Source organism: Streptomyces sp. Qhu_M48, from assembly GCF_051305195.1.
GTDB lineage: Bacteria > Actinomycetota > Actinomycetes > Streptomycetales > Streptomycetaceae > Streptomyces.
On the sequence record NZ_CP195432.1, the window covers coordinates 4264593 to 4284080 of the forward strand.

Genomic DNA, 19488 nt, shown 5'->3' on the forward strand with positions numbered 1-19488 from the left:
GGTGTCCCGTCCGCCTACCCGGGGAGACCGCGACCATGTGCCGGGGCACCTCACCCGGCGGGCCGAAGGGGTTCCCGCCCCGCTCGCGTGTTCATCTCCCTGTCACACCAGCCCCTTGCCGCCCGCTCGTACCGTCGTTCATGATCTGCGCCATGCCTCCGGACCTCCGTGCGACTCCCGGCCCGGCCACGCCCCTGCCTCGCCGGGTGCGCATCGGGTACGGGCTCGGCTCGCTGTGCACCGGCACGTTCGCCACCGTGCCCGGGCTCATCCTGCTCTACTACCTGACCAACGTTCTCGCCGTCCCCGCGGCCGTCGCGGGGTTCGCCGTCTTCCTTCCGAAGGCCTGGGACGTCCTGATCAACCCGATCGTCGGAGCGCTGTCGGACCGCAGCCGGCTGCGCGGCGGCCCACGCCGGCCGTTCCTGCTCGCCGGGGCGTGCACCCTCCCGCCGCTCTTCGCGCTGATCTTCGCGGCGCCCCCACTGCGCGGCGCCGCGGCGGCCGGCTACGTGGCCGTGCTGTTCCTGCTCGCCGCCACCGCGTACGCCGTCTTCCAGGTGCCGTACGTGACGATGCCGGCCGAGATGACGGAGGACGCCGACGAGCGCGGCCGGGTCCTCGGCTGGCGCGTGGGGTTCCTCGGCGTCGCGATCCTGCTGTCCGGGGCGCTCGCCCCCGCGATCGCCCACGCCGACGGGGACACCCCGGCGGGCTACCGGCTGATGGGGATCGCCGTCGCCGCGCTGCTGGCGCTCGGCATGTTCGGCGCGTGGTTCGCGACGCGCTGGGCCCCGGAGGCGGCCCGCAGCGAGGCCGAGCCCTCGCTGCGGGCCCAGCTGGCCGTCGCCCGCGAGAACCGGTCCTTCCTCCACCTCGTGGGCATGTGGACGCTCCAGGCCCTCGCCATCGGAGTCATGCTCGCCGCGGTCCAGTACTTCGCCACGTACACGCTGGGCTCCGCCACCGCCGTCACCCCGCTCTTCGCGTCCCTCATCGGACCGCTCGTCCTCGTCATGCCGCTGTGGAACCGGATCGCCCGCCGACTCGGTGTGAAGGCGGCGCAGTGGTGCGCCTCTCTGCTGTTCCTCGCCGGGACACTCCTGCTCTCGCTCACCCCGGTCGCCGGGCCGGGCGTCGGGTACGGCGCGGTCGTCGTCATCGGCATCGCCTACGCGGGGCTCCAGCTGCTGCCGCTGAGCATGCTGGCCGACACGCTCGCCGCCGACGTGGTCCGCACCGGCAGACGGAGGGCCGCGACCTTCACCGGCCTGTGGACCGCCGCCGAGACGCTCGCGTTCGCCCTGGGAGCGGGGGTTTTCGCGTTGGTCCTGGCCCTGACGGGATTCCGGTCCTCGGACGCGGAGCACCAGGTCGCCCAACCCGACGCGGCGCTGGCCGGCATCTCCGCGGGCATGAGCCTGCTGCCCGCGCTGCTCGCCGCCGCGAGCCTGTGGCCCCTGCACCGCTACCGCGAGGCCCCGGCCGAAGAACCCGCGCCTCCGCGTCCATCCGTACCCGAACAGGCCGCCCCGCAGCAGGAAGTGACGACCGACCGTGCCGACTGAACCCCTCCGTTCCCTGCCCTCCGGCCGCCCCGCCGACGAGGTGCTCGCCGAGCTCGGCGCGCTGCGTGCGGCCGACGCCCCCACGCGGGGCGGACGCACCTTCGCCTACGTCTACGACGCGGGCCTCGAAGGGCTCGACGAGCTGGCCGCCGCCGCGTACACGGCCTTCGCGACCGTCAACGGACTCGACCCGACCGTCTTCCCGAGCGTGGCGCGCCTGGAGAACGACGTGGTGGGCGCCGTCGCGGCGCTCCTCGGCGCACCCGGCGCGCAGGGCACCTTCACCAGCGGCGGGACGGAGAGCATCCTGCTCGCCGTCAAGACGGCCCGTGACCACGCGCGGGCCGAACGAGGGATCACCGCGCCGCAGCTCGTCCTCCCGTCGACCGCGCACGCCGCGTTCCACAAGGCCGCGCACTACCTGGGGGTGGAGACGGTCGTCGTCCCCGTCGACCCGGGCACCTTCCGCGCCGACGCGACGGCGATCGCGGCCGCGATCACGGACCGCACCGCCCTGGTGGTCGCGTCGGCCCCCTCGTACGCGCACGGGGTGATCGACCCGGTGGCCCGGATCGCCGCTGCCGCCGCCGCGCGGGGCGTCCTCTGCCACGTCGACGCGTGCATCGGTGGCTGGATCCTGCCTCATCTGCGGCGTGCCGGGCGGAAGGTCGAACCCTTCGACCTGTCGGTGCCCGGGGTGACGTCGCTCTCCGTCGACCTGCACAAGTACGGATACGCCGACAAGGGCGCCTCCGTCGTGCTGTACCGGGACGCGGCGCTGCGCCTGCACCAGTACTTCGCGCACGCGGGCTGGCCGGGATATCCGGTCGTGAACCCGACGGTCCAGGGGACGAAGCCGGGCGGCCTGCTGGCCCAGGCGTGGGCCGTCCTGCGGCACGTCGGCGACGACGGGTACACCGCTCTGGCCGGGCGGGTCGCCGAGGCATCGGACCGGCTCCTGGCGGGTCTGCGGGCGCTCCCCGGTGTACGGGTGCTGGGCGATCCGGCCGCCGGACTCGTGGCGTTCACGGTGCTCGGGAACGCACCCGGGGGCGCGAACGGGGGCGGCGCCCCATCAGCGGGCGGTGACCAGGGCGCGGGCGGCGGCCAGACCGCGGGGAGTGACAGCGACCGGGGCGCGGGGAGCGACCGGGGCGCGGAGGGCGGGGCCGACCTGAGCCTGCTGCTGCACCTGGCCGACGAGATGCGCGAGCGCGGCTGGTACCTCCAGCCACAACTGTCCTTCGACGGCCTTCCGCCCAATCTCCACCTGACGCTGACCCCGGCGACCGTGGACCAGGTGGAAGCGCTCCTCGACGATCTCGCGGCGGCCCTGGACTCGGCGCGCGCCCTGCCGCCGGTGAGCGTCGATCCGGGCCTCGCCGACCTGGCCGCGCAGCTCGATCCGGCGACGCTCGGGCCGGACGACATCGCCGGAGTGCTGGCCTTCGCGGGACTCGACGGCGACGGTGGCCTGCCCGCGCGTACGGCGCCCGTGCTGGTGCTGCTCGACGCGCTGCCGCAGCCGCTGAAGGAGCGGCTCCTCGCGGAGTTCATCGGGACGATCTTCCGAATCTGACCCCGCCTCGGCTCTCCCCTCCCCCACACCACCGCCTCGCACGCCGGGGGCGCCACCGGCGAACCCCTGGTCGGCTCCTTCCGGCCGCCACGTTTCAGGAGCGCGTTCACGGATATACGGCGTTCCGTCAGGGACATCACCTCTCCGAGAGGGACGCCGCAGCACTGACCCGCATACCGATACCGACGCGAGCCCCGAACCTTCCCGGATCGGGGCCGCGGTGTGCGTGAGCCGTTGACGACTGAGGGAGGGCCCGGATGAAGTCCACCGGGATAGGCAGGGGCGGGGCCGGGCGTCGCCCTGCGGCCATCGGGCGCGATCTGGTGCTGACCGTGGGGCTCGTGGGGATATGCGTCGGGGGTCTGGCCCTCTTCGTCAAGGCGGCCCAGGCGGCGGGAAGCCGCGGATCGGGGGTCGCCGTCGCCGTCCTCGTGGCGCTCGGTGCCCTGGGTGTGCTCGCCGTCGTGCTGGCGGTGATCAGGAGGAGCAAGGGGCCCGGCCGGAACCACGAGCACGTTCACCCCGTCGGCGCGCCGGACCAACCGGTCCTCGCCCCGGAGGTTCCCGACGTCGGGCCCGAGGCCCTGGATCACGCGGCGGTCGACGCCGACGGCTTCGAGCACGCGGTGGCCGCGCTCTGCGCGCGGGACGGCTGCACCGCCGTGGAAGTGGTCGGCGGAGCGGGCGACCTGGGCGCCGATGTGGTCGCCGTGACAGCGGACGGCCGGCGCGTCGTACTCCAGTGCAAGCACTACGCGGAGGACAACCGCGTCGGCTCCCAGGATCTGCAGAGGTTCGGCGGCACCTGCTTCACCATCCACGAGGCGGATGTGGCCGTCGTGGTGACCACGAGCTCCTTCACGGCGCCCGCTGTCGAGTACGCCGCCACCTGCGGGATCGTCTGCGTGGACGGGGAGGCGCTGGCCGCCTGGACGGACCAGGTCGCGGCCGCCCCCTGGGACGCGCTCTCCACGGAGCCGACCGCGCCCGTCCCTGTGCCCGACCCGGCCTGAGCGGCGGCCGCGTACGCGGCCGGGCGAGGCGACGTCATCTTCGCCCGGCCGCGCGTGCCGAGATCGTGGCGGGTGCGTCAGTCCACCGGCTCGTCCGCGGCGGAATCCTCATGCCCCTCCTGGGCGGCGTCGCCGTCCTCACCGCCCCTGCGTCTCGTGCCCGCCACATCGGTCTCGGGCAGCTCGCTGTCGGGCCAGTCCGGTACGGGTATCGCCAAGGGGTCCTCTCCCTCCTCCGCCTGCTGGTTCTGCGGGTCGCGGGGGAGCGGCTCCTCCGTCCGATCGGGCTCGTCCGGCGTGTTCATACGGCTCACCTTCCTCTGACTACGGTTCTTCGCAGGTGAAGACGGACTCTCTGCGTCGGCTCCGGCCCGAGCGGCCCTGGCAGACCGGGACGGGCTCCGCCCTTGGCTGCTGACCCGTGTGCCGTGCGGCAAACCTCGCCGCCCGCCCCCGTGCCCTTTCGGCCATCGACCCCGCACAGCAGGACGTGGCGCCGTCCGCCGGGCCGTGGTGAGGCCGTCGGGGGCGCTCACGCGACGAGGGCTCGGCGGAGCCTGGATCAGGGCCGCGGGACGACCGCGGACGGGCAGGGCGATCACGCTCCGCGTGGCGCGCGCACGGCCCGCACCCCTACCTGGTGCGGGCCGTGCGCGCGGTCCGGCGGGCCCGCGACACGAGGGGGGAGAGCGGCCGCAAGCCCGGCGGCGAGAGCAGTCCCATGTGCTCTCGCCGACCGTCTGCCCCCGAACCCGCCGAGCATGCGCACCGCATCCGGACTTCTCCGGCCAGGGGGTTCCCGATGGCCGCCGCGCCGGGCACGGGCCCGCGCCCGGAAGGCCTTACCGCCACGTCCTGGGCCCGGCTGCCGTGTCCCGGGCCCGACCGCCATGCCCCGGGCCCGACCGCCGCGTCCATGGCCCGACCGCCGTGTCCGCAGAGCGGCCTCCCCTACGCCGTTCGGCGGACATCGAGGAAATATCGCGAGGGAGGCGGGGAAGGGGATGTCGGGCAGCAGGTCACCCCATCCACCGACGGAGGAGCGAGCACCGTGGACCGTACCGAAGCGACCGGCGTGGGCGCGGCCGCACACGAGAGCGGCGCGGCGGGAGGTGGGGCCTTCACGTCGGCCGTCTCCCTCCAGGTCAACGGAACCACGCACAGCCTCCCCCTCGACCACCGCACGACCCTCCTGGACGCCCTGCGCGAGCACCTGGACCTCACCGGGGCCAAGAAGGGCTGTGACCACGGGCAGTGCGGTGCCTGCACGGTGCTCGTGGGCGGGCGGCGTGTGAACAGTTGCCTGCTGCTCGCGGTCTCGTGCGACGAGCCGGTCACCACGATCGAGGGCCTCGCCGAAGAGGGCCGTCTCCATCCCCTCCAGGAGGCGTTCGTCTCCCGGGACGCCCTCCAGTGCGGCTACTGCACTCCCGGTCAGATCTGCTCGGCCGTCGCCCTGCTGGACGAGGCGGCGGCCGGGCACCCCTCCCACGTGACACCGCCGGACGAGCCCCCCGGCCACGGCCCGGTGACCCTCACGCCGGAGGAGATCCGTGAGCGCATGAGCGGCAACATCTGCCGCTGCGGGGCCTACCCGAACATCGTGGACGCCATCGAGGAGGTCGCCCGGTGAAGCCCTTCGGATACCTGCGGGCCGAGCGCACCGAAGAGGCGCTCGCCGCGTTCGCGGCCCACCCCCGCGCCCAGTACCTCGCCGGCGGGACCAACCTCGTCGACCTGATGAAGCTCGGGGTGGCCGACCCGGCGTTCCTCGTCGACATCAGCCGGCTGCCGCTGGACGGCGTCGACGAGACGCCCGACGGGGGCCTGCGCATCGGGGCCACCGTGCGCAACAGCGACCTGGCCGTCCACCCCCTCGTGCGGACCCGCTACCCCGTGCTGTCGCAGGCGCTGCTCGCCGGCGCCTCCGCACAGCTCCGCAACGCCGCCACCACCGGCGGCAACCTCCTCCAGCGCACCCGCTGTCCGTACTTCCAGGACACCTCCAAGCCGTGCAACAAGCGCGAACCGGGCACGGGCTGTCCCGCTCGCGAGGGGGTCCACCGCGACCTCGCGGTGCTCGGTCACTCCGAGCGGTGCGTCGCCACGCACCCGTCGGACATGGCGGTCGCGCTCGCGTGTCTCGACGCGCGGGTGCACGTACTCGGAGCAGACGGCGACCGTACGGTGCCGGTCACCGAGTTCCACCGGCTGCCGGGTGACCGGCCGGAGCAGGACACCGTCGTCCGCCCCGGTGAGCTCGTCACCGGCGTGACGCTCCCACCCCCCACCGGGGCCCGCAGCGCCTACCGCAAGGCCCGTGACCGAGCCTCCTACGCCTTCGCGCTCGCCTCCGTGGCCGCCGCCGTGGCCGTGGAGGACGGCGTCGTTCGCCACGCCGCCCTCGCCTTCGGCGGGCTCGCCCCCAAACCGTGGCGGGCCCGCGCGGCCGAGGCGGTACTGCTCGGAGCGCCCGCCACGGCGGAGACGTACGAGCGGGCCGCCGACGCCGAACTCGCCGCCGCCCGGCCGCTGCGCGACAACGGCTTCAAGGTGCCGCTCGCCCGCAACCTCGCCGTCCGTGTGCTCACCGATCTCGCGTCCCGCCCCTGAGGAGGTCAGGCCACCGTCATGCCCCCGACTCCCCCGCCCCAGGCCCCGCCCGTGTCCGATGCCGACGCCGTCCGTCGCGACGCCCGGCAGAAGGTGACCGGCACGGCCCGTTACGCCGCCGAGCACACTCCGCCCGGCTGCCTCCACGCCGTGCCCGTGCCCGCCACCGTCGCGCGCGGCAGGATCGCCGCCGTCCACGCCGACGAGATCCTGCGGCGGCCCGGCGTGCACGCGGTCCTCAGCCACGAGAACGCGCCGCGTCTCGGCAAGGCCGAGGACCCGACGCTGGCGCTGCTGCAGGACGAGCGCGTCCCGCACCGAGGCTGGTACGTCGCCGTCGTGGTCGCGGACAGCCTGGAGAACGCGCGCGCGGCCGCCGACGAGCTGCGGATCGAGTACGTCACCGAGGACCACGACCCGGGACCGCCCGCCGGCCATCCCCGGCTCTACACCCCCGAGGAGGCGAACGGCGGCCACCCGGCCGTACGCGAGCGCGGGGACTTCGACGCGGCCTTCGCCTCGTCCGCCGTGACGGTCGACGCGACGTTCACCCTGTCCGCGCTGCACAACCATCCGATGGAACCGCACGCCTCCACCGCGTGGTGGGAGGACGACGAGCTGACCGTGTACGACTCCAGCCAGGGGTCGACGACCGTACGAGGCGTGCTCGCGCAGCTGTTCCAGGTGCCCGAGCACCGCGTGACGGTCGACTCCTCGTACGTCGGCGGCGGCTTCGGCTCCAAAGGCACCCCGCGGCCCCAGGTCGTGCTCGCCGCCATGGCCGCCCGCCACCTCGGACGGCCCGTCAAACTGGTCCTCCCCCGGCGCGAACTCGCCGCCGTCGTCGGCCACCGCGCCCCCACGGTCCAGCGTGTCCGCCTCGGCGCGGACGCCGACGGTGTGATCGGCGCCCTCGCCCACGAGGTCACCACCCAGACGTCCACGGTGAAGGAGTTCGTCGAGCAGGCGGCCGTACCCGCCCGCACCATGTACACCTCGCCCCACAGCCGGACGAGCCACCGGGTGGTGGCTCTGGACGTGCCCACGCCCTCGTGGATGCGTGCCCCCGGCGAGGCGTCCGGCATGTACGCCCTCGAATCCGCCATGGACGAGCTGGCCGTCGCCGCGGGCGTCGATCCGGTCGAACTCCGGCTGCGCAACGAGCCCGCCACCGAACCCGACAGCGGCAGACCGTTCAGCAGCAGGAACCTCGCGGAATGTCTGCGGGAGGGCGCCCGACTGTTCGGCTGGGCGGACCGCGATCCCCGGCCGGGGGTGCGGCGGATCGGCGACCGGCTGACCGGCACCGGGGTGGCGGCGTCCACGTACCCGTACCTCCTCAGCCCCTCGACGGCCTCCGCGCACGCCGCACCGGACGGCAGCCACCTCGTGCGGATCAACGCCACCGACATCGGCACCGGCGCCCGAACGGTTCTCGCCCAGGTCGCCGCCGAGGCCCTCGGCGTCCCGTCGGCCTCGGTGCGCGTGGAGCTCGGCAGCAGCACCCTGCCGGCCGCTCCGCTCGCGGGCGGTTCCTCGGGGACCTCGTCCTGGGGCTGGGCCGTCCACAAAGCCTGCGCGGCGCTGGCCGACATGCTGCGCGCCCACTCCGGCCCGCTCCCGCCCGAGGGCCTCACCGCGCACGCGGACACCGCGGAGGAGGCAGGGCAGGACTCCCCGTACGCCCGGCACGCGTTCGGCGCGCAGTTCGCCGAGGTCGAGGTGGACACCGTGACGGGTGAGGTACGGGTCAGCCGTCTGCTCGGGGTCTTCGCGGCGGGCCGGGTGCTCAGCCCGCGCACCGCGCGCTCCCAGTTCATCGGCGGCATGACGATGGGGCTGGGCATGGCGCTGACAGAGGGCAGCACCCTGGACTCCGGGTTCGGGGACTTCGCGGAGCGCGACCTGGCCTCCTACCACGTGCCGGCCTGCGCCGACGTGCCGGCGATCGAGACGCACTGGCTGAACGAGGAGGACTCCCACCTCAACCCCATGGGGAGCAAGGGGATCGGGGAGATCGGAATCGTGGGCACGGCCGCCGCGATCGCCAACGCCGTCTACCACGCGGTGGGTGTACGCCTGCGGGAGCTGCCCCTGACTCCGGACCGGCTCCTTCCGCACCTGCGCGCCTGAGCCGCCGCGCCGATCCGGCACTGACCGCTCACCACTCGCCACTCGCCACTCGCCACTCGCCACCGTCGCCGTCACTCGCCACCGCCGCCGGCCCCTTCCTGGCACCGGAGTGGGTGTGTTCACGGACGCAGGACGGGAAACCCGGCCTTGGCCCACAGGGCACGGAGGTCGGCGACGGACCGGACGTCGGTGGGCGGGGCGGCGACGCCCGCGTCGTCGGTGCTCCACAGGGCGGCCCGGGTGGTGAAGCGGTCGACGGCCGGCCAGCCCGGGTTTCCGGTGGTGGCGAAGTCGACCCAGGCGCGCATCATGCGGCGCGCCAGTTCACGGTCGGCTGACGTCGGTGCGCCGCCGATGAGGAAGGCCAGGTGCTCGCTGTCGAGGTTGCCGAAGGCGAAGGGGATGTCCGCGCAGTGCCATGCCCGCACGACCCCGTGCGGCCCGGTGCGCCGCCGGTCGAAACGCGACAGGAACGCCCTGCCGCCGGCCTCGGCGTGGAGTTCGGCGAGTCGGTGGGTGTACTCGCCGAAGAGCAGATCGCCGAAGACGGCGAGGTAGACGTCGAGCACCGGAGCGTCGGGCATCGCTTCGCGGTAGCCGGCCACCAGGCCGTCGGGGAGCCCGAAGTCCTCGGCGAAGAGGGCGAGCTGTTCGTCGGTGGTGATCTTCGCGCAGCTGCCGACGGCGTCGAGCAACCAGTACTCCTCCGTGGTGTGGCAGACCAGCAGGTCAACGCCTCGGGTCGCACCGGCGGCCATCCCGGTGAGGGGGTCGGTGGGCAGGACGTCTCCGTCGAGCACGGGGGCGTAGAGCGAGGGGTCGTAGTGGCGCGATCCGGAGGCGGGGTTCCGCCGGTAGGCGTCGACCACCTGGTCGGAGGCGCGGACCAGGGCCTGTGGAGTCGCGGATGCCAGGCCCTCTGCTGTGGCGGGACAGCCCGCCGCCGCGGCCACCTCGCGGGTGGTCGCCGCGGCGATGTCGAGGGTGTAGCACGGGCTGGCGGCGCTGTGGGCGATGGCGCGGTGGAACAGGCCACGGGCCCGGTCCATCACCATCAGGCAGGCGACCGAAGCCGCTCCGGAGGACTGGCCGGCGACGGTGACGTTGTCCGGGTCGCCGCCGAAGACGGTGATGTTCTCACGCACCCAGCGCAGGGCCGCGACCTGGTCGAGCAAGCCCCGGTTGTCGGGGGCGGCGCCGGGGACGTGGCCGAAGCCCTCGAAACCGATCCGGTGGTTGAGGGTGACCACGACCAGACCAGCCCGGGCCAGTTCGGTCCCGTCGAAGTCGGGCTGGGCCGAGGACCCGAAGGTATGGGCGCCGCCGTGGATCCACACCAGGACGGGCAGGCGGCGCCCCTCCGGAGGCACCGACGGGGTCACGGGAGGAGGCACCGACGGGGTCCAGACGTTCACCGTGAGGATGTCCTCGTCACCGGGGGACCACACGGGGGCGCCGGGCAGTTGTGCCGACTGCGGTGCGACGGGGCCGAACTCCGTGCAGTCCCGTACGCCGGTCCACGCCGCTGCGGGGAGGGGCTCCCGGAACCGGTTCGCGCCGAACGGCGGGGCCGCGTAGGGGATGCCGAGAACGGCCGCGACGTCGGCCGCGGCCCGAAACCCTAGGACCGAACCGTTCCGCGTCCTGAAGATGTCCATGGAGACTGCCTTTCGCTACCCGCCCGGTCGCCGGGGACGGGTTCAGCCTCGCATCGTGCGGCGCGTCACCTCCAACACCGAGATCGCGCCGATTGACGCACCGGCGATGTCAATTCCCGCCCTGTCCATGGCGTCAGAGGTCGCTGTCGATCCCGGTGACGGCGGGCGGGCCGAGCGGAGCGTCGGCTTCCTCGACGCCCGCCTCCCTGAGCGCCTCGGAGACCAGCCGCGTGGCGTCCAGCTTGGCCTCGTACTGGTCCGCGGCCTGGACTTCGAGGCGGATCGCGAAGGTCCCGTCCTCGTTCAGCGTGAGCAGGTCGACGTCTTCGCTCTCGCTGATGTCCGTGTGCCGCGAGGTCAGCTTCCGTTCGAGAGTCGCACGCTCGGAGGTGGTGATGTCCGAGAGGAACGTGCCGGGCACGGTGATGACGAAGGTGGTCACGACGTCTCCTCGTATGGGGTGGACTTGCTGATCGTTCTGCTTCCTCCCCATGTACCCCGATCGGCGCGGTCCATCGGAGGCACGTCGGGTTCTTCACACCGGCGGGGCAGAGTGCGCGAGAGGAGGGGCGGACCGGTCAGGTCCGCCCCTCCTCTCGTCCCGACTGCGCGAGCCGATCAGCCCCGGGGGCCGGCTCCCCTCACGCGACCGCCAGGGCGGTCACGCCTTCAGGACGGTCGTGCCGTCACGGCAGGGTCCATTTCTGGTTGGGTCCGGTGTGGCAGGTCCACAGGTGCACGGGCGTGCCGTCGTTCCAGGTGCCGCCCGAGGCGTCCAGGCACTTGCCGGACTGCGGGTTGCGGACCGTGCCGTCGGAGGCCTGGGGCGCCCATTTCTGCGCCCCCGTGCCGTTGCACGTCCACAACTGGATCTTCGTTCCGTCGGCGCCGCCTCCCCCGGACACGTCCAGGCACTTGCCCAGCGCCCGCAGCGAGCCGTCGTCCGCGACCGTCCACGTCTGGGCGCTGCTGCCGTTGCACGTCCACACCTGGACCTTCGTCCCGTCGGCGGTCTGGGCGTTGTCGATGTCCAGGCACTTGCCGTTGACGCCCTTCACCTCCCCGGTGCGCGGGCCGGGCTGCTGTCCTCCGCTCTGCTTGACGCGGATGTTGCGGAAGGCGACGTCGTCGCCGTCCCCGTGGTTCTGGAGGCCGATGTGGCCCTGGCGCAGGCTCCGTGCGGGGTCGGTGTTGGTGAAGTCGTTGATCTTCCGGCCGTTCAGGAAGATCTCCAGGCGTTCGCCGGTGATCCTGAGCTCGTACGTGTTCCACTCCCCCGGCGGATTCAGCGCCGCGTCGCGTGCGGCGAGGTCGGCGGACCGGAAGCCGTAGACGGCGCCGGTGGTGCGGTCGGCCGCGTCGGTGGCGTCGATCTGGATCTCGTAGCCGTTGTTCACCGCGGACCACGGATCGTCGGAGGCGGGGAAGCCCAGGAAGACTCCGGAGTTGTCGTCCCCGGCGGCTCTCCAGTCCAGCTTGAGGGAGTAGTCGCCCGTGTACTCCTTCGCGGAGTACCAGAGCATGCCCAGCCCGCCCTGCGAGGTGAGGGTGCCGTCCGCGAGAGCGAACGATCCCGGTCCGGCCTGTTTCCAGCCGGCCGTGGACGAGCCGTCGAACAGGGCGGTGTAGCCGGTCTCGGGGCGGCAGTCGGCGTCGGTCATGCCGGCGGCCCACCGGATTCCGCCGAGGAGGTGCCGGCGGAAGGCGGTCTCGGTGTACGACTCGTCGGTGTGGCCGCCGCCGGTGTAGAAGGCCCGGCCGCCCCGGTAGTCCTTGCACCAGGCGATCGGGTGGTCGCCGGACATGTTCCCGCCCGAGTAGCTGGATTCGTCGAGGGAGGCCAGGACACGGGCGGTGGTACGCGGGTTGGTGCGGTAGTTGTACCACTCGTCGGTGCGCTGCCAGGTGGCGCCCAGGTGGGCGGTGGCGTCGTGCGCCCGGTCCTCGACCTTGACGACGGCGGGCTGGATGGCCGGATGGGAGTGGAAGAGCGCTCCGGCGAGTCCTTCGTAGAAGGGCCAGTCGTACTCGGTGTCGGCGGCGGCGTGGATGCCGACGTATCCCCCGCCGCCCTGCACGTACTGTTCGAACGCGGTCTGCTGGGTGGCGTTCAGGACGTCACCGGTCGTCGACAGGAAGACGACCGCCTTGTACTGGGCGAGGTTGCCGGTGGTGAAGGCCGCGCCGTCCTCGGTCGCGTCGACGGTGAAGCTGTTGGCCGTGCCCAGGCCGCGCAGGGCCGTGAGACCGTCGTCGATCGAGGAGTGCCGGAAGCCGGCCGTCCTGGAGAAGACGAGGATCTTGTACGCCGGGTCCGCGGCCGCGTGGGGGGCGGTGGCCGTGGCGGCGGGCTCGCCCGTCACCACGGTCGGGGGTGCGGCGAGGGCCGCGGCCTGCGGGGAGAGCGTGAGCGCGGCGCCGACGAGCAGGCCGAGCATCGCCTTGAGGTGGGTGCGCATGGGTGTCGCCTCCTTTCTACGGCAGGGTCCACTTCTGGTTGGGGCCGGTGTGGCAGGTCCACAGGTGCACGGGTGTGCCGTCGTTCCAGGTGCCGCCCGAGGCGTCCAGGCACTTGCCGGACCGCGGGTTCCGGACCGTGCCGTCGGCTGTCTGCGGCGCCCACTTCTGCGCGCCCGTGCCGTTGCACGTCCACAGCCGGATCGCGGTGCCGTCCGCCGTACCTCCGCCGGCGACGTCGAGGCACTTGCCCAGGGCTCCCAGCGAGCCGTCGGCGGCGACGGTCCACTTCTGGGCGTCGCTGCCGTTGCACGTCCAGAGCTGTACCTTCGTGCCGTCCGCGGCGGCGCCGCCGTCCACGTCGAGGCACTTCCCGTTGGCGCCCTTCACCTCGCCGGTCCGGGTGGCCGCGCCGGAGGTGGTGAAGGAGAACTCGTCCACGTCGAAGAGCGAACCGGCGCCGCCCTTGAAGACGAGGTGGAGCGAGGTGGATCCGGCGGGCTGGCCGGTGAGCGGGGCCGTGACGTCCTGGAAGGTCTCCCAGCCGCCGGTGACGGGAACGGTCGCCGTGCCGAGGAGTGTGCCGGTCGGGGATCCGGCGCGCACCTCGATCGTGCCGCCCGTTCCCCCGGAGGAGACCCGTGCGGTGAACGTGCCGGTGTTCCGCAGGGCGTAGGGCGTGAAGGCGATCCAGTCGCCGTTCTCGATGTAGCCGACGGTCTTTCCTCCGTGGGCGGGGGTGTGGGAGACGACCTGGACCCCCGAGGACGTCGAGTAGTGCTCGGCCTGCCGGTGGCTGGGCTGGACGACGTGCTGGTCGTGCGCGGTCAGCGCGGGTTGTCCGTTGGCCCCCTTGTCCGTGTACTCGGCGTCGACGACGCCGAAGATGTTGGCGTTGGGGTCGTGCTCACCGTCCGCGAGCGTCTGCAGGGTGCCGGTGCATCCGGTGGCGGAGGTCTGCGGGTGTCCGTGGCTGTCGTGGCCGACGATGAAGGTGACCTTCACCTTGGAGCAGTCGATCGTGCCGTCCTCGGGGTCGGTGACGGTCACCTTGAACGGGATCGCCGCGCCGAAGTCGTAGATGCTGCCGTCGAGGGGCAGGTCCAGCCTGACCGTGGGCGCGGTGTTCCCGACCGTGATCTGCACCGAGGCCGTCGCGGACCTGCCGGTGGTGTCGGTGGTCCTGAGCGTGGCCGTGTACCGGCCGTTGGCGACGTATGTGTGGGAGGGGTCGGCGGCGGTCGAGGTGGAGCCGTCGCCGAAGGTCCAGGCGTAGCTGAGGGCGTCGCCGTCGGCGTCGGAGCTTCCCGCCGACGAGAACGTGACGGCCAGGGGCGCCGTGCCCGAGGTGATGTTCGCCTTGGCCTGGGCCACCGGGGCGTGGCCGCCCGTCACGTGCTCGATGCGGTACAGCGCGGAGTTGGCGTCGCCGTTGAAGTACCCGGTGCCGTAGTCGAGAACGTAGAGGGCGCCGTCGGGGCCGAAGGCCGTGTCCATCACCTGGGTGCCGCTCCAGGGGAAGGGATTGATCGTCTGCACCGTGCCGTCGCCGGCCGTCTCGACGCGCTTGATCCAGCGGCGGCCGAACTCGCCGGCGAAGAAGTCCCCGTCGTACTCCTGCGGGAACTTCACGTCGGAGGTGGAGGCGGCGTCGTAGCGGTACACCGGGCCCGCCATGGGTGACTCGGAACCGCCGCCGAACTCGGGAACCGAACCGCCGTTGTACGGGAGCCAGGCGGCCTGGGCGGGCGGCAGGTCGGTGAGGCCGGTGTTGCGGGGCGACGTGTTCCTGGGTGCGGCGCAGTTGAACGGGGCTCCGGAGGTGTTGGTGGCGAAGTCGTAGTCGGTGTAGGCGTCGTTCCCGCCGGTGCAGTAGGGCCAGCCGAAGTTGCCCGCCCGGGTGATCCGGTTGAACTCGACCTGGCCCTCGGGTCCTCGTCCGGGGTTGGCGGTGCCGGAGTCGGGGCCGTAGTCACCGAGGTACACGATGCCGGTGGCCTTGTCGACGCTCATCCTGAAGGGGTTGCGGAAGCCCATCGCGTAGATCTCGGGGCGGGTTCTGGCGGTGCCCGGCGGGAAGAGGTTGCCGCTGGGGATCGCGTAGGAGCCGTCGGCGCCGACCTTGATGCGCAGGACCTTGCCCCGCAGGTCGTTGGTGTTACCGGCCGAGCGCTGGGCGTCGTAGGCCGGGTTGCGGGAGGCCCGCTCGTCGATCGGGGTGAAGCCGTCCGAGGCGAAGGGGTTGCTGTCGTCGCCGGTGGAGAGGTACAGGTTGCCCGCGGCGTCGAAGTCGATGTCGCCGCCGACGTGGCAGCAGATGCCGCGGGAGGCGGGCACGTCGAGGATCTTCTTCTCACTGGCCAGGTCCAGGGTGCCGTCCGTCCTCAGGACGAACCTGGACAGCCGGTTCACCCCGTCGAACGGCGTGAAGGCGCCTGCCGATCCGTCCGCGGGGGCGTCACCGCCGGGGGTGGTGAGCTTGGGGGCGTAGTAGAGGTAGACGTGCCGGTTCGAGGAGAAGCCCGGATCGGCGGCGACGCCCTGGAGGCCTTCCTCGTCGTGGCTGTAGACGTCGACCTTGCCCGCCACGGTGGTGGTGCCGGCGGCGTTCGTCAGACGGAGGGTGCCGTCCCGCGAGGTGTGCAGGACCGAGCGGTCGGGCAGCACCGCCAGCGTCATGGGTTCGCCGGTCTCGGCCACCCCCTTGGCAAGCGTCACCTGCTGGAACTCCGGCGCGGCCGCGGCCGCGGCATCCCTGTCCCGGTGCGCCTCCGGTGCGGCCGCGGCCGCGGCGGGGCCGTCCCGCTGGGTCGTCGTGGCGGTGGCCGGGGACACCGGCAGGAGACAGCCGACGGCGCATGCCGCGGCGGTCAAGAGGACGCGGACGCGTCTGTGTCTGAGCGTTTTCGTGCGCACAGAGGTCTCCCGAAGTGGGGTGGGATGGCGGCAGCCGAGGGGACTGCCAGGTAGCCATCGACGCGCGCCGTCGCGTCGCGGGGGCCGGACACGGATCTCTGTGACCGGTTCGTTTCAAGGAAGTTAGCGGGCTTTGTCGGAGGGCGTAACCCCGCGCGCGCAACTTCTCACTACTTTCTCCCTACACGGGACAAAGTCCTTGTGACCTCCCAACAGGCCAGCACCGCATGGGCAGTTGAGGCACAGGACTCTCACGTGTGGTCCCGGCGCGGGCAGGGCGGCTCCACGAGGCCGGAACTTTTCGCGCACCGAGGACAAAGCATGGACGGTGACGGAAGAAGTCCCTACTGTGGCCGAGCGACGGCGCGGGCCCGCCCCTGGCCCCGTCCTCACCCACCTCCGTGTCCGGAGCGACGGCGCGCCCCGGCAGCGGTGGATTCCCGCTCACCCGATCGAGCCCCTCCCGCGTGAGGGGCCGTCAGGAGGTCACGTGCGTCCACGGCTGTATCCCCGTCACCCGGCCGGACGTCTGGTCGGCACACTCATGGCGTCGTTACTCACCCTCGGTCTGGCGGCGTCTCCCGCCCCCGCCGACGGCCCGGCCATCGCGGCCCTCCCCCCGCAGGTGCCCGGAGTCACGCTCCGCGTCTTCGACGTGCAGGTTCCTCTCAGTGACCTGTGCACCCTGAAAGCGGGCCAGACCCCCAACATCGACAAGCTGATGCCGGTGGTCGACTGGTCCACGGCCGGGGACTTCGGTCTGGAGACCCACTTCGTCACCCAGGTGATCGGCAACCTCGGAGCCCCGCAGGCGGGCGCCTACACGTTCCGCCTCACCAGCGACGACGGCTCCCGCCTCTGGATCGACGACCAGCTGGTGATCGACCACGGCGGTCTCCACGGGCCCGACCCGAAGGACGCGACCGTCGACCTGACGGCCGGTCCCCACGCCTTGCGCATCGAGCACTTCGAGCGTGACGGCGGTCAGCGGCTGACGCTGGCGTGGAAACCTCCCGGCGCCGCCGGCTTCGCCGTCGTCCCCACCACGGCCCTGAGCACGGACGCCGACGTCGTACGCGTGACCGCGCCGGGCCGCAAGGAATGCGAGGCCGGCACCGACTCCCCCGGCGACGGCCTGCCGCTGACCGGGGTCCACCCCGACTACACCCTCACCGACCTGCGTCCCGACGGCTTCGAACCGCAGGTCTCCGCGATGGACTGGCTGCCGGACGGCCGACTCGCCGTGACCACCTGGGGCGGCAGCAACAACAGCGTGGGCGAGGTGTACCTGCTGTCCCACGTCACGGGCAGCACAGGCCCGGACAAGGTCACGTTCAAGAAGGTGGCCTCGGGCCTCAGAGAGCCCATGGGTGTCAAGTACGTCGACGGCAAGCTCTACGTCTCGCAGAAACACGAACTGACCGAACTCGACGACACCGACGGCGACGAGGTCACCGACCGGTACCGGACCGTGGCGACCTGGCCCTTCGGCGGCAACTTCCACGAGTTCGCCTTCGGCCTGCTCCACAAGGACGGGTTCTTCTACCTCAACCTGTCGGTCGCCATCAACTACGGCGGCGCGACCACGAATCCGCAGCCGGCGGCGAACCGCGGGACCACCATCAAGGTGAACAAGCAGACCGGTGCGGTCTCGTACGTGGCCGGAGGACTGCGCACACCGAACGGCATCGGGTGGGGCCCGGAAGGGGAGCTCTTCGCCACCGACAACCAGGGGGGCTGGCTGCCGTCGTCGAAGCTGGTGCACATCAAGCAGGGCAGGTTCTTCCACCACTACACCAACCCGGCCGGGCCCTTCGACTCCCAGCCCGTGACGAAGCCGGTGCTCTGGCTGCCGCAGAACGAGATAGCCAACTCCCCGAGCACCCCCCTCCAGCTGACCGAAGGCCCCTTCGCCGGGCAGATGCTGTTCGGCGACGTGACCTACGGCGGCATCCAGCGCGGATTCCTGGAGAAGGTCGGCGGCGAGTACCAGGGCGCGGTCTTCCGCCTCACCCAGGGCCTCGAAGCGGGGGTGACCCGCATCAGCGTCGGCCCCGACGGCGCGCTGTACGCCGGAGGGCTGGGCGCGGGCGGCAACTGGGGCCAGGAGGGCAAGCTCGCCTTCGGCCTGCAGAAGCTGACACCGAACGGATCCCGGGCGTTCGACATCCGCGCCATGCGCGCCGTGCCGGGCGGTTTCGCCCTGGAGTACACGCAGCCCCTGTCGACGGAGACGGCGAACGACCTGGCGAAGCACTACAGGATCAAGCAGTGGCGCTACGCGCCGACCGCGGACTACGGCGGCCCGAAGCTCGACGAGGAGACCCTCACCGCGCAGTCGGCCTCGCTCTCCGCCGACCGCAGGACCGTCACCCTGACGATCCCGGGACTCAAGGCCGACCGTGTGGTCCACGTCCGCTCGCCCCGCCCCTTCAGTTCGGCGGCCGGGGAGCCCCTGTGGAGCACGGAGGCCTGGTACACGCTCAACCGTCTCCCCGGTGGGGTGTCCGGGCCGGGCGAGGTGAGGGGCGTCCGCAACAAGTGCCTGGACGTCGACAACGCCCAGACCGCCGACGGCACGAAGATCCAGGTGTGGACCTGCAACGGCACCGGCGCCCAGCAGTGGACGGTGCCCGGAGACGGCACGTTGAAGGTGCTCGGCAAGTGCCTGGACGTCTCCAACGGCGGCTCGGCGGACGGTACGAAGGTCCAGCTGTGGACCTGCAACGGGTCGGCCGCGCAGAAGTGGACGGCCCAGGCCTCCGACGGCACCCTCCGGAACCCGCAGTCGGGCAAGTGCCTGGACGCCTCGGGCGGCACCTGGAACGACGGCACGGCCGTCCACCTGTGGACCTGCCACACCGGCCCCAACCAGAAATGGATCCTGCCGTGACGTAGCGTGCGCCCCGGCCGGAGGACGGGGCGTGGCCGGAGGGCCGTCCACCCGGGCCACGCTCGGTCTCCGCCCCTCGCGGCCACCCCGGCCCGCTCGGCCGCCGGCGCCCGGGCCCTCGCGGCTCGGCCCGACAGGCCGGGCCGCTCGGCATCAGAGCGCCGGCGGGTCGGTGTCGCAGGTGGCGCGGCGCCGGCCGATGGTGACCAGCGCGTCCCAGAGGGCGTCGGCCTCCCCGCGGCGAATCTCGTGGATCGCCCCGTCGAGCGGTTCGGCGCCCGGGCCCAGGGGCCGATCCGGCTCGTCGGCGTCCCGGCGCAGGACGATCCCGGTGGGCGGATCCAGGGCGCGAAGATCCCGTACGAGACGGTAGCGGGCGAGCTCGGCCGCGGGGTGCGACAGATGGCGGGTGATCACCGCGATGTCGGGCAGCAGGACACGCGCCTGGGCCAGGGCGATCCGGGGCTCGAAGGCGTGGGCGACGATGCGGAAGTGCGGGCTGGAGTGGACGCGGGCGCGCACCGACTCCAACTCGGCGCCCTCGGGCAGGCCTGCTACCAGCACGGTCATCATTGGACCCATTGTCCCTCCATCGCTCCGCACGTGCCCGCGGCGCCGCCGGGCCGAGACCTCGCGCGGTTGCCTCAGCGCGGATCCC

The 19488-nt window shown here is 72.6% G+C and carries 13 protein-coding genes; 7 read left to right on the forward strand and 6 right to left on the reverse strand.

The features are described from left to right. The first annotated feature begins 152 nt into the window (after positions 1-152). The 3 genes from ACRRSS_RS19445 (at position 153) to ACRRSS_RS19455 (ending at position 4160) form a co-directional block, all read left to right on the forward strand. Positions 153-1568, forward strand: a complete 1416-nt coding sequence (locus tag ACRRSS_RS19445; protein ID WP_435972379.1) for an MFS transporter — start codon at positions 153-155, stop codon at positions 1566-1568. After that, positions 1558-3147: a pyridoxal phosphate-dependent decarboxylase family protein gene (locus ACRRSS_RS19450; protein ID WP_435972380.1), complete on the forward strand. Its 1590-nt coding sequence runs from the start codon at positions 1558-1560 to the stop codon at positions 3145-3147. Before ACRRSS_RS19445 ends, ACRRSS_RS19450 begins: the two co-directional genes overlap by 11 nt. A 257-nt stretch (positions 3148-3404) precedes the next feature. Next, positions 3405-4160 (forward strand): restriction endonuclease, encoded by a 756-nt coding sequence (locus tag ACRRSS_RS19455; RefSeq protein ID WP_435972381.1) that lies wholly within the window; start codon positions 3405-3407, stop codon positions 4158-4160. Positions 4161-4237: 77 nt separating this feature from the next. Here ACRRSS_RS19455 and ACRRSS_RS19460 read toward each other — a convergent pair whose 3' ends face one another. After that, the gene (locus ACRRSS_RS19460) at positions 4238-4465 is read right to left on the reverse strand and encodes a hypothetical protein (RefSeq protein WP_435972382.1); all 228 of its coding nucleotides are present in this window, start codon (positions 4463-4465) and stop codon (positions 4238-4240) included. 770 nt (positions 4466-5235) lie between these two features. Between ACRRSS_RS19460 and ACRRSS_RS19465 the strand changes: the two genes are divergently transcribed. From ACRRSS_RS19465 to ACRRSS_RS19475, 3 genes are read left to right on the forward strand one after another with little or no spacing between them, the layout of a single operon-like run. After that, the gene (locus ACRRSS_RS19465) at positions 5236-5793 is read left to right on the forward strand and encodes a 2Fe-2S iron-sulfur cluster-binding protein (protein ID WP_435975377.1); all 558 of its coding nucleotides are present in this window, start codon (positions 5236-5238) and stop codon (positions 5791-5793) included. Beyond that, positions 5790-6773 (forward strand): FAD binding domain-containing protein, encoded by a 984-nt coding sequence (locus ACRRSS_RS19470; protein ID WP_435972383.1) that lies wholly within the window; start codon positions 5790-5792, stop codon positions 6771-6773. Before ACRRSS_RS19465 ends, ACRRSS_RS19470 begins: the two co-directional genes overlap by 4 nt. An 18-nt stretch (positions 6774-6791) precedes the next feature. Beyond that, on the forward strand, positions 6792-8906 hold the full coding sequence (locus tag ACRRSS_RS19475; protein WP_435972384.1) for a xanthine dehydrogenase family protein molybdopterin-binding subunit: 2115 nt from the start codon (positions 6792-6794) through the stop codon (positions 8904-8906). A 119-nt stretch (positions 8907-9025) separates the two neighbouring features. Here the strand turns inward: ACRRSS_RS19475 and ACRRSS_RS19480 are convergent, their stop codons facing one another. The 4 genes from ACRRSS_RS19480 to ACRRSS_RS19495 all read right to left on the reverse strand — a co-directional run bounded on the left by ACRRSS_RS19480 (position 9026) and on the right by ACRRSS_RS19495 (position 15937). Continuing rightward, complete coding sequence (locus ACRRSS_RS19480; protein ID WP_435972385.1) at positions 9026-10564, reverse strand: carboxylesterase/lipase family protein; 1539 nt, start codon at positions 10562-10564, stop codon at positions 9026-9028. 133 nt (positions 10565-10697) lie between these two features. Continuing rightward, positions 10698-11006 carry a hypothetical protein gene (locus tag ACRRSS_RS19485; RefSeq protein WP_435972386.1) on the reverse strand — a complete coding sequence of 103 codons (309 nt, stop codon included), beginning with the start codon at positions 11004-11006 and terminating at the stop codon, positions 10698-10700. A 244-nt stretch (positions 11007-11250) separates the two neighbouring features. After that, positions 11251-13023: a ThuA domain-containing protein gene (locus ACRRSS_RS19490; RefSeq protein ID WP_435972387.1), complete on the reverse strand. Its 1773-nt coding sequence runs from the start codon at positions 13021-13023 to the stop codon at positions 11251-11253. 16 nt (positions 13024-13039) lie between these two features. Then, positions 13040-15937 (reverse strand): lectin, encoded by a 2898-nt coding sequence (locus ACRRSS_RS19495; RefSeq protein WP_435972388.1) that lies wholly within the window; start codon positions 15935-15937, stop codon positions 13040-13042. Positions 15938-16481: 544 nt separating this feature from the next. Between ACRRSS_RS19495 and ACRRSS_RS19500 the strand changes: the two genes are divergently transcribed. Further along, positions 16482-18830 carry a lectin gene (locus tag ACRRSS_RS19500; RefSeq protein ID WP_435972389.1) on the forward strand — a complete coding sequence of 783 codons (2349 nt, stop codon included), beginning with the start codon at positions 16482-16484 and terminating at the stop codon, positions 18828-18830. 153 nt (positions 18831-18983) lie between these two features. Here ACRRSS_RS19500 and ACRRSS_RS19505 read toward each other — a convergent pair whose 3' ends face one another. Beyond that, positions 18984-19394: a hypothetical protein gene (locus ACRRSS_RS19505; RefSeq protein WP_435972390.1), complete on the reverse strand. Its 411-nt coding sequence runs from the start codon at positions 19392-19394 to the stop codon at positions 18984-18986. Between the last annotated feature and the right edge of the window lie 94 nt (positions 19395-19488).

Bases quoted from the DNA above. Each gene is read 5' to 3' on its own strand.
- ACRRSS_RS19500 (WP_435972389.1), top strand. From the start codon at position 16,482: ATGGCGTCGTTACTCACCCTCGGTCTGGCGGCGTCTCCCGCCCCCGCC.
- ACRRSS_RS19445 (WP_435972379.1), top strand. From the start codon at position 153: ATGCCTCCGGACCTCCGTGCGACTCCCGGCCCGGCCACGCCCCTGCCT.
- ACRRSS_RS19475 (WP_435972384.1), top strand. From the start codon at position 6,792: ATGCCCCCGACTCCCCCGCCCCAGGCCCCGCCCGTGTCCGATGCCGAC.
- ACRRSS_RS19480 (WP_435972385.1), bottom strand. From the start codon at position 10,564: ATGGACATCTTCAGGACGCGGAACGGTTCGGTCCTAGGGTTTCGGGCC.
- ACRRSS_RS19455 (WP_435972381.1), top strand. From the start codon at position 3,405: ATGAAGTCCACCGGGATAGGCAGGGGCGGGGCCGGGCGTCGCCCTGCG.
- ACRRSS_RS19490 (WP_435972387.1), bottom strand. From the start codon at position 13,023: ATGCGCACCCACCTCAAGGCGATGCTCGGCCTGCTCGTCGGCGCCGCG.
- ACRRSS_RS19460 (WP_435972382.1), bottom strand. From the start codon at position 4,465: ATGAACACGCCGGACGAGCCCGATCGGACGGAGGAGCCGCTCCCCCGC.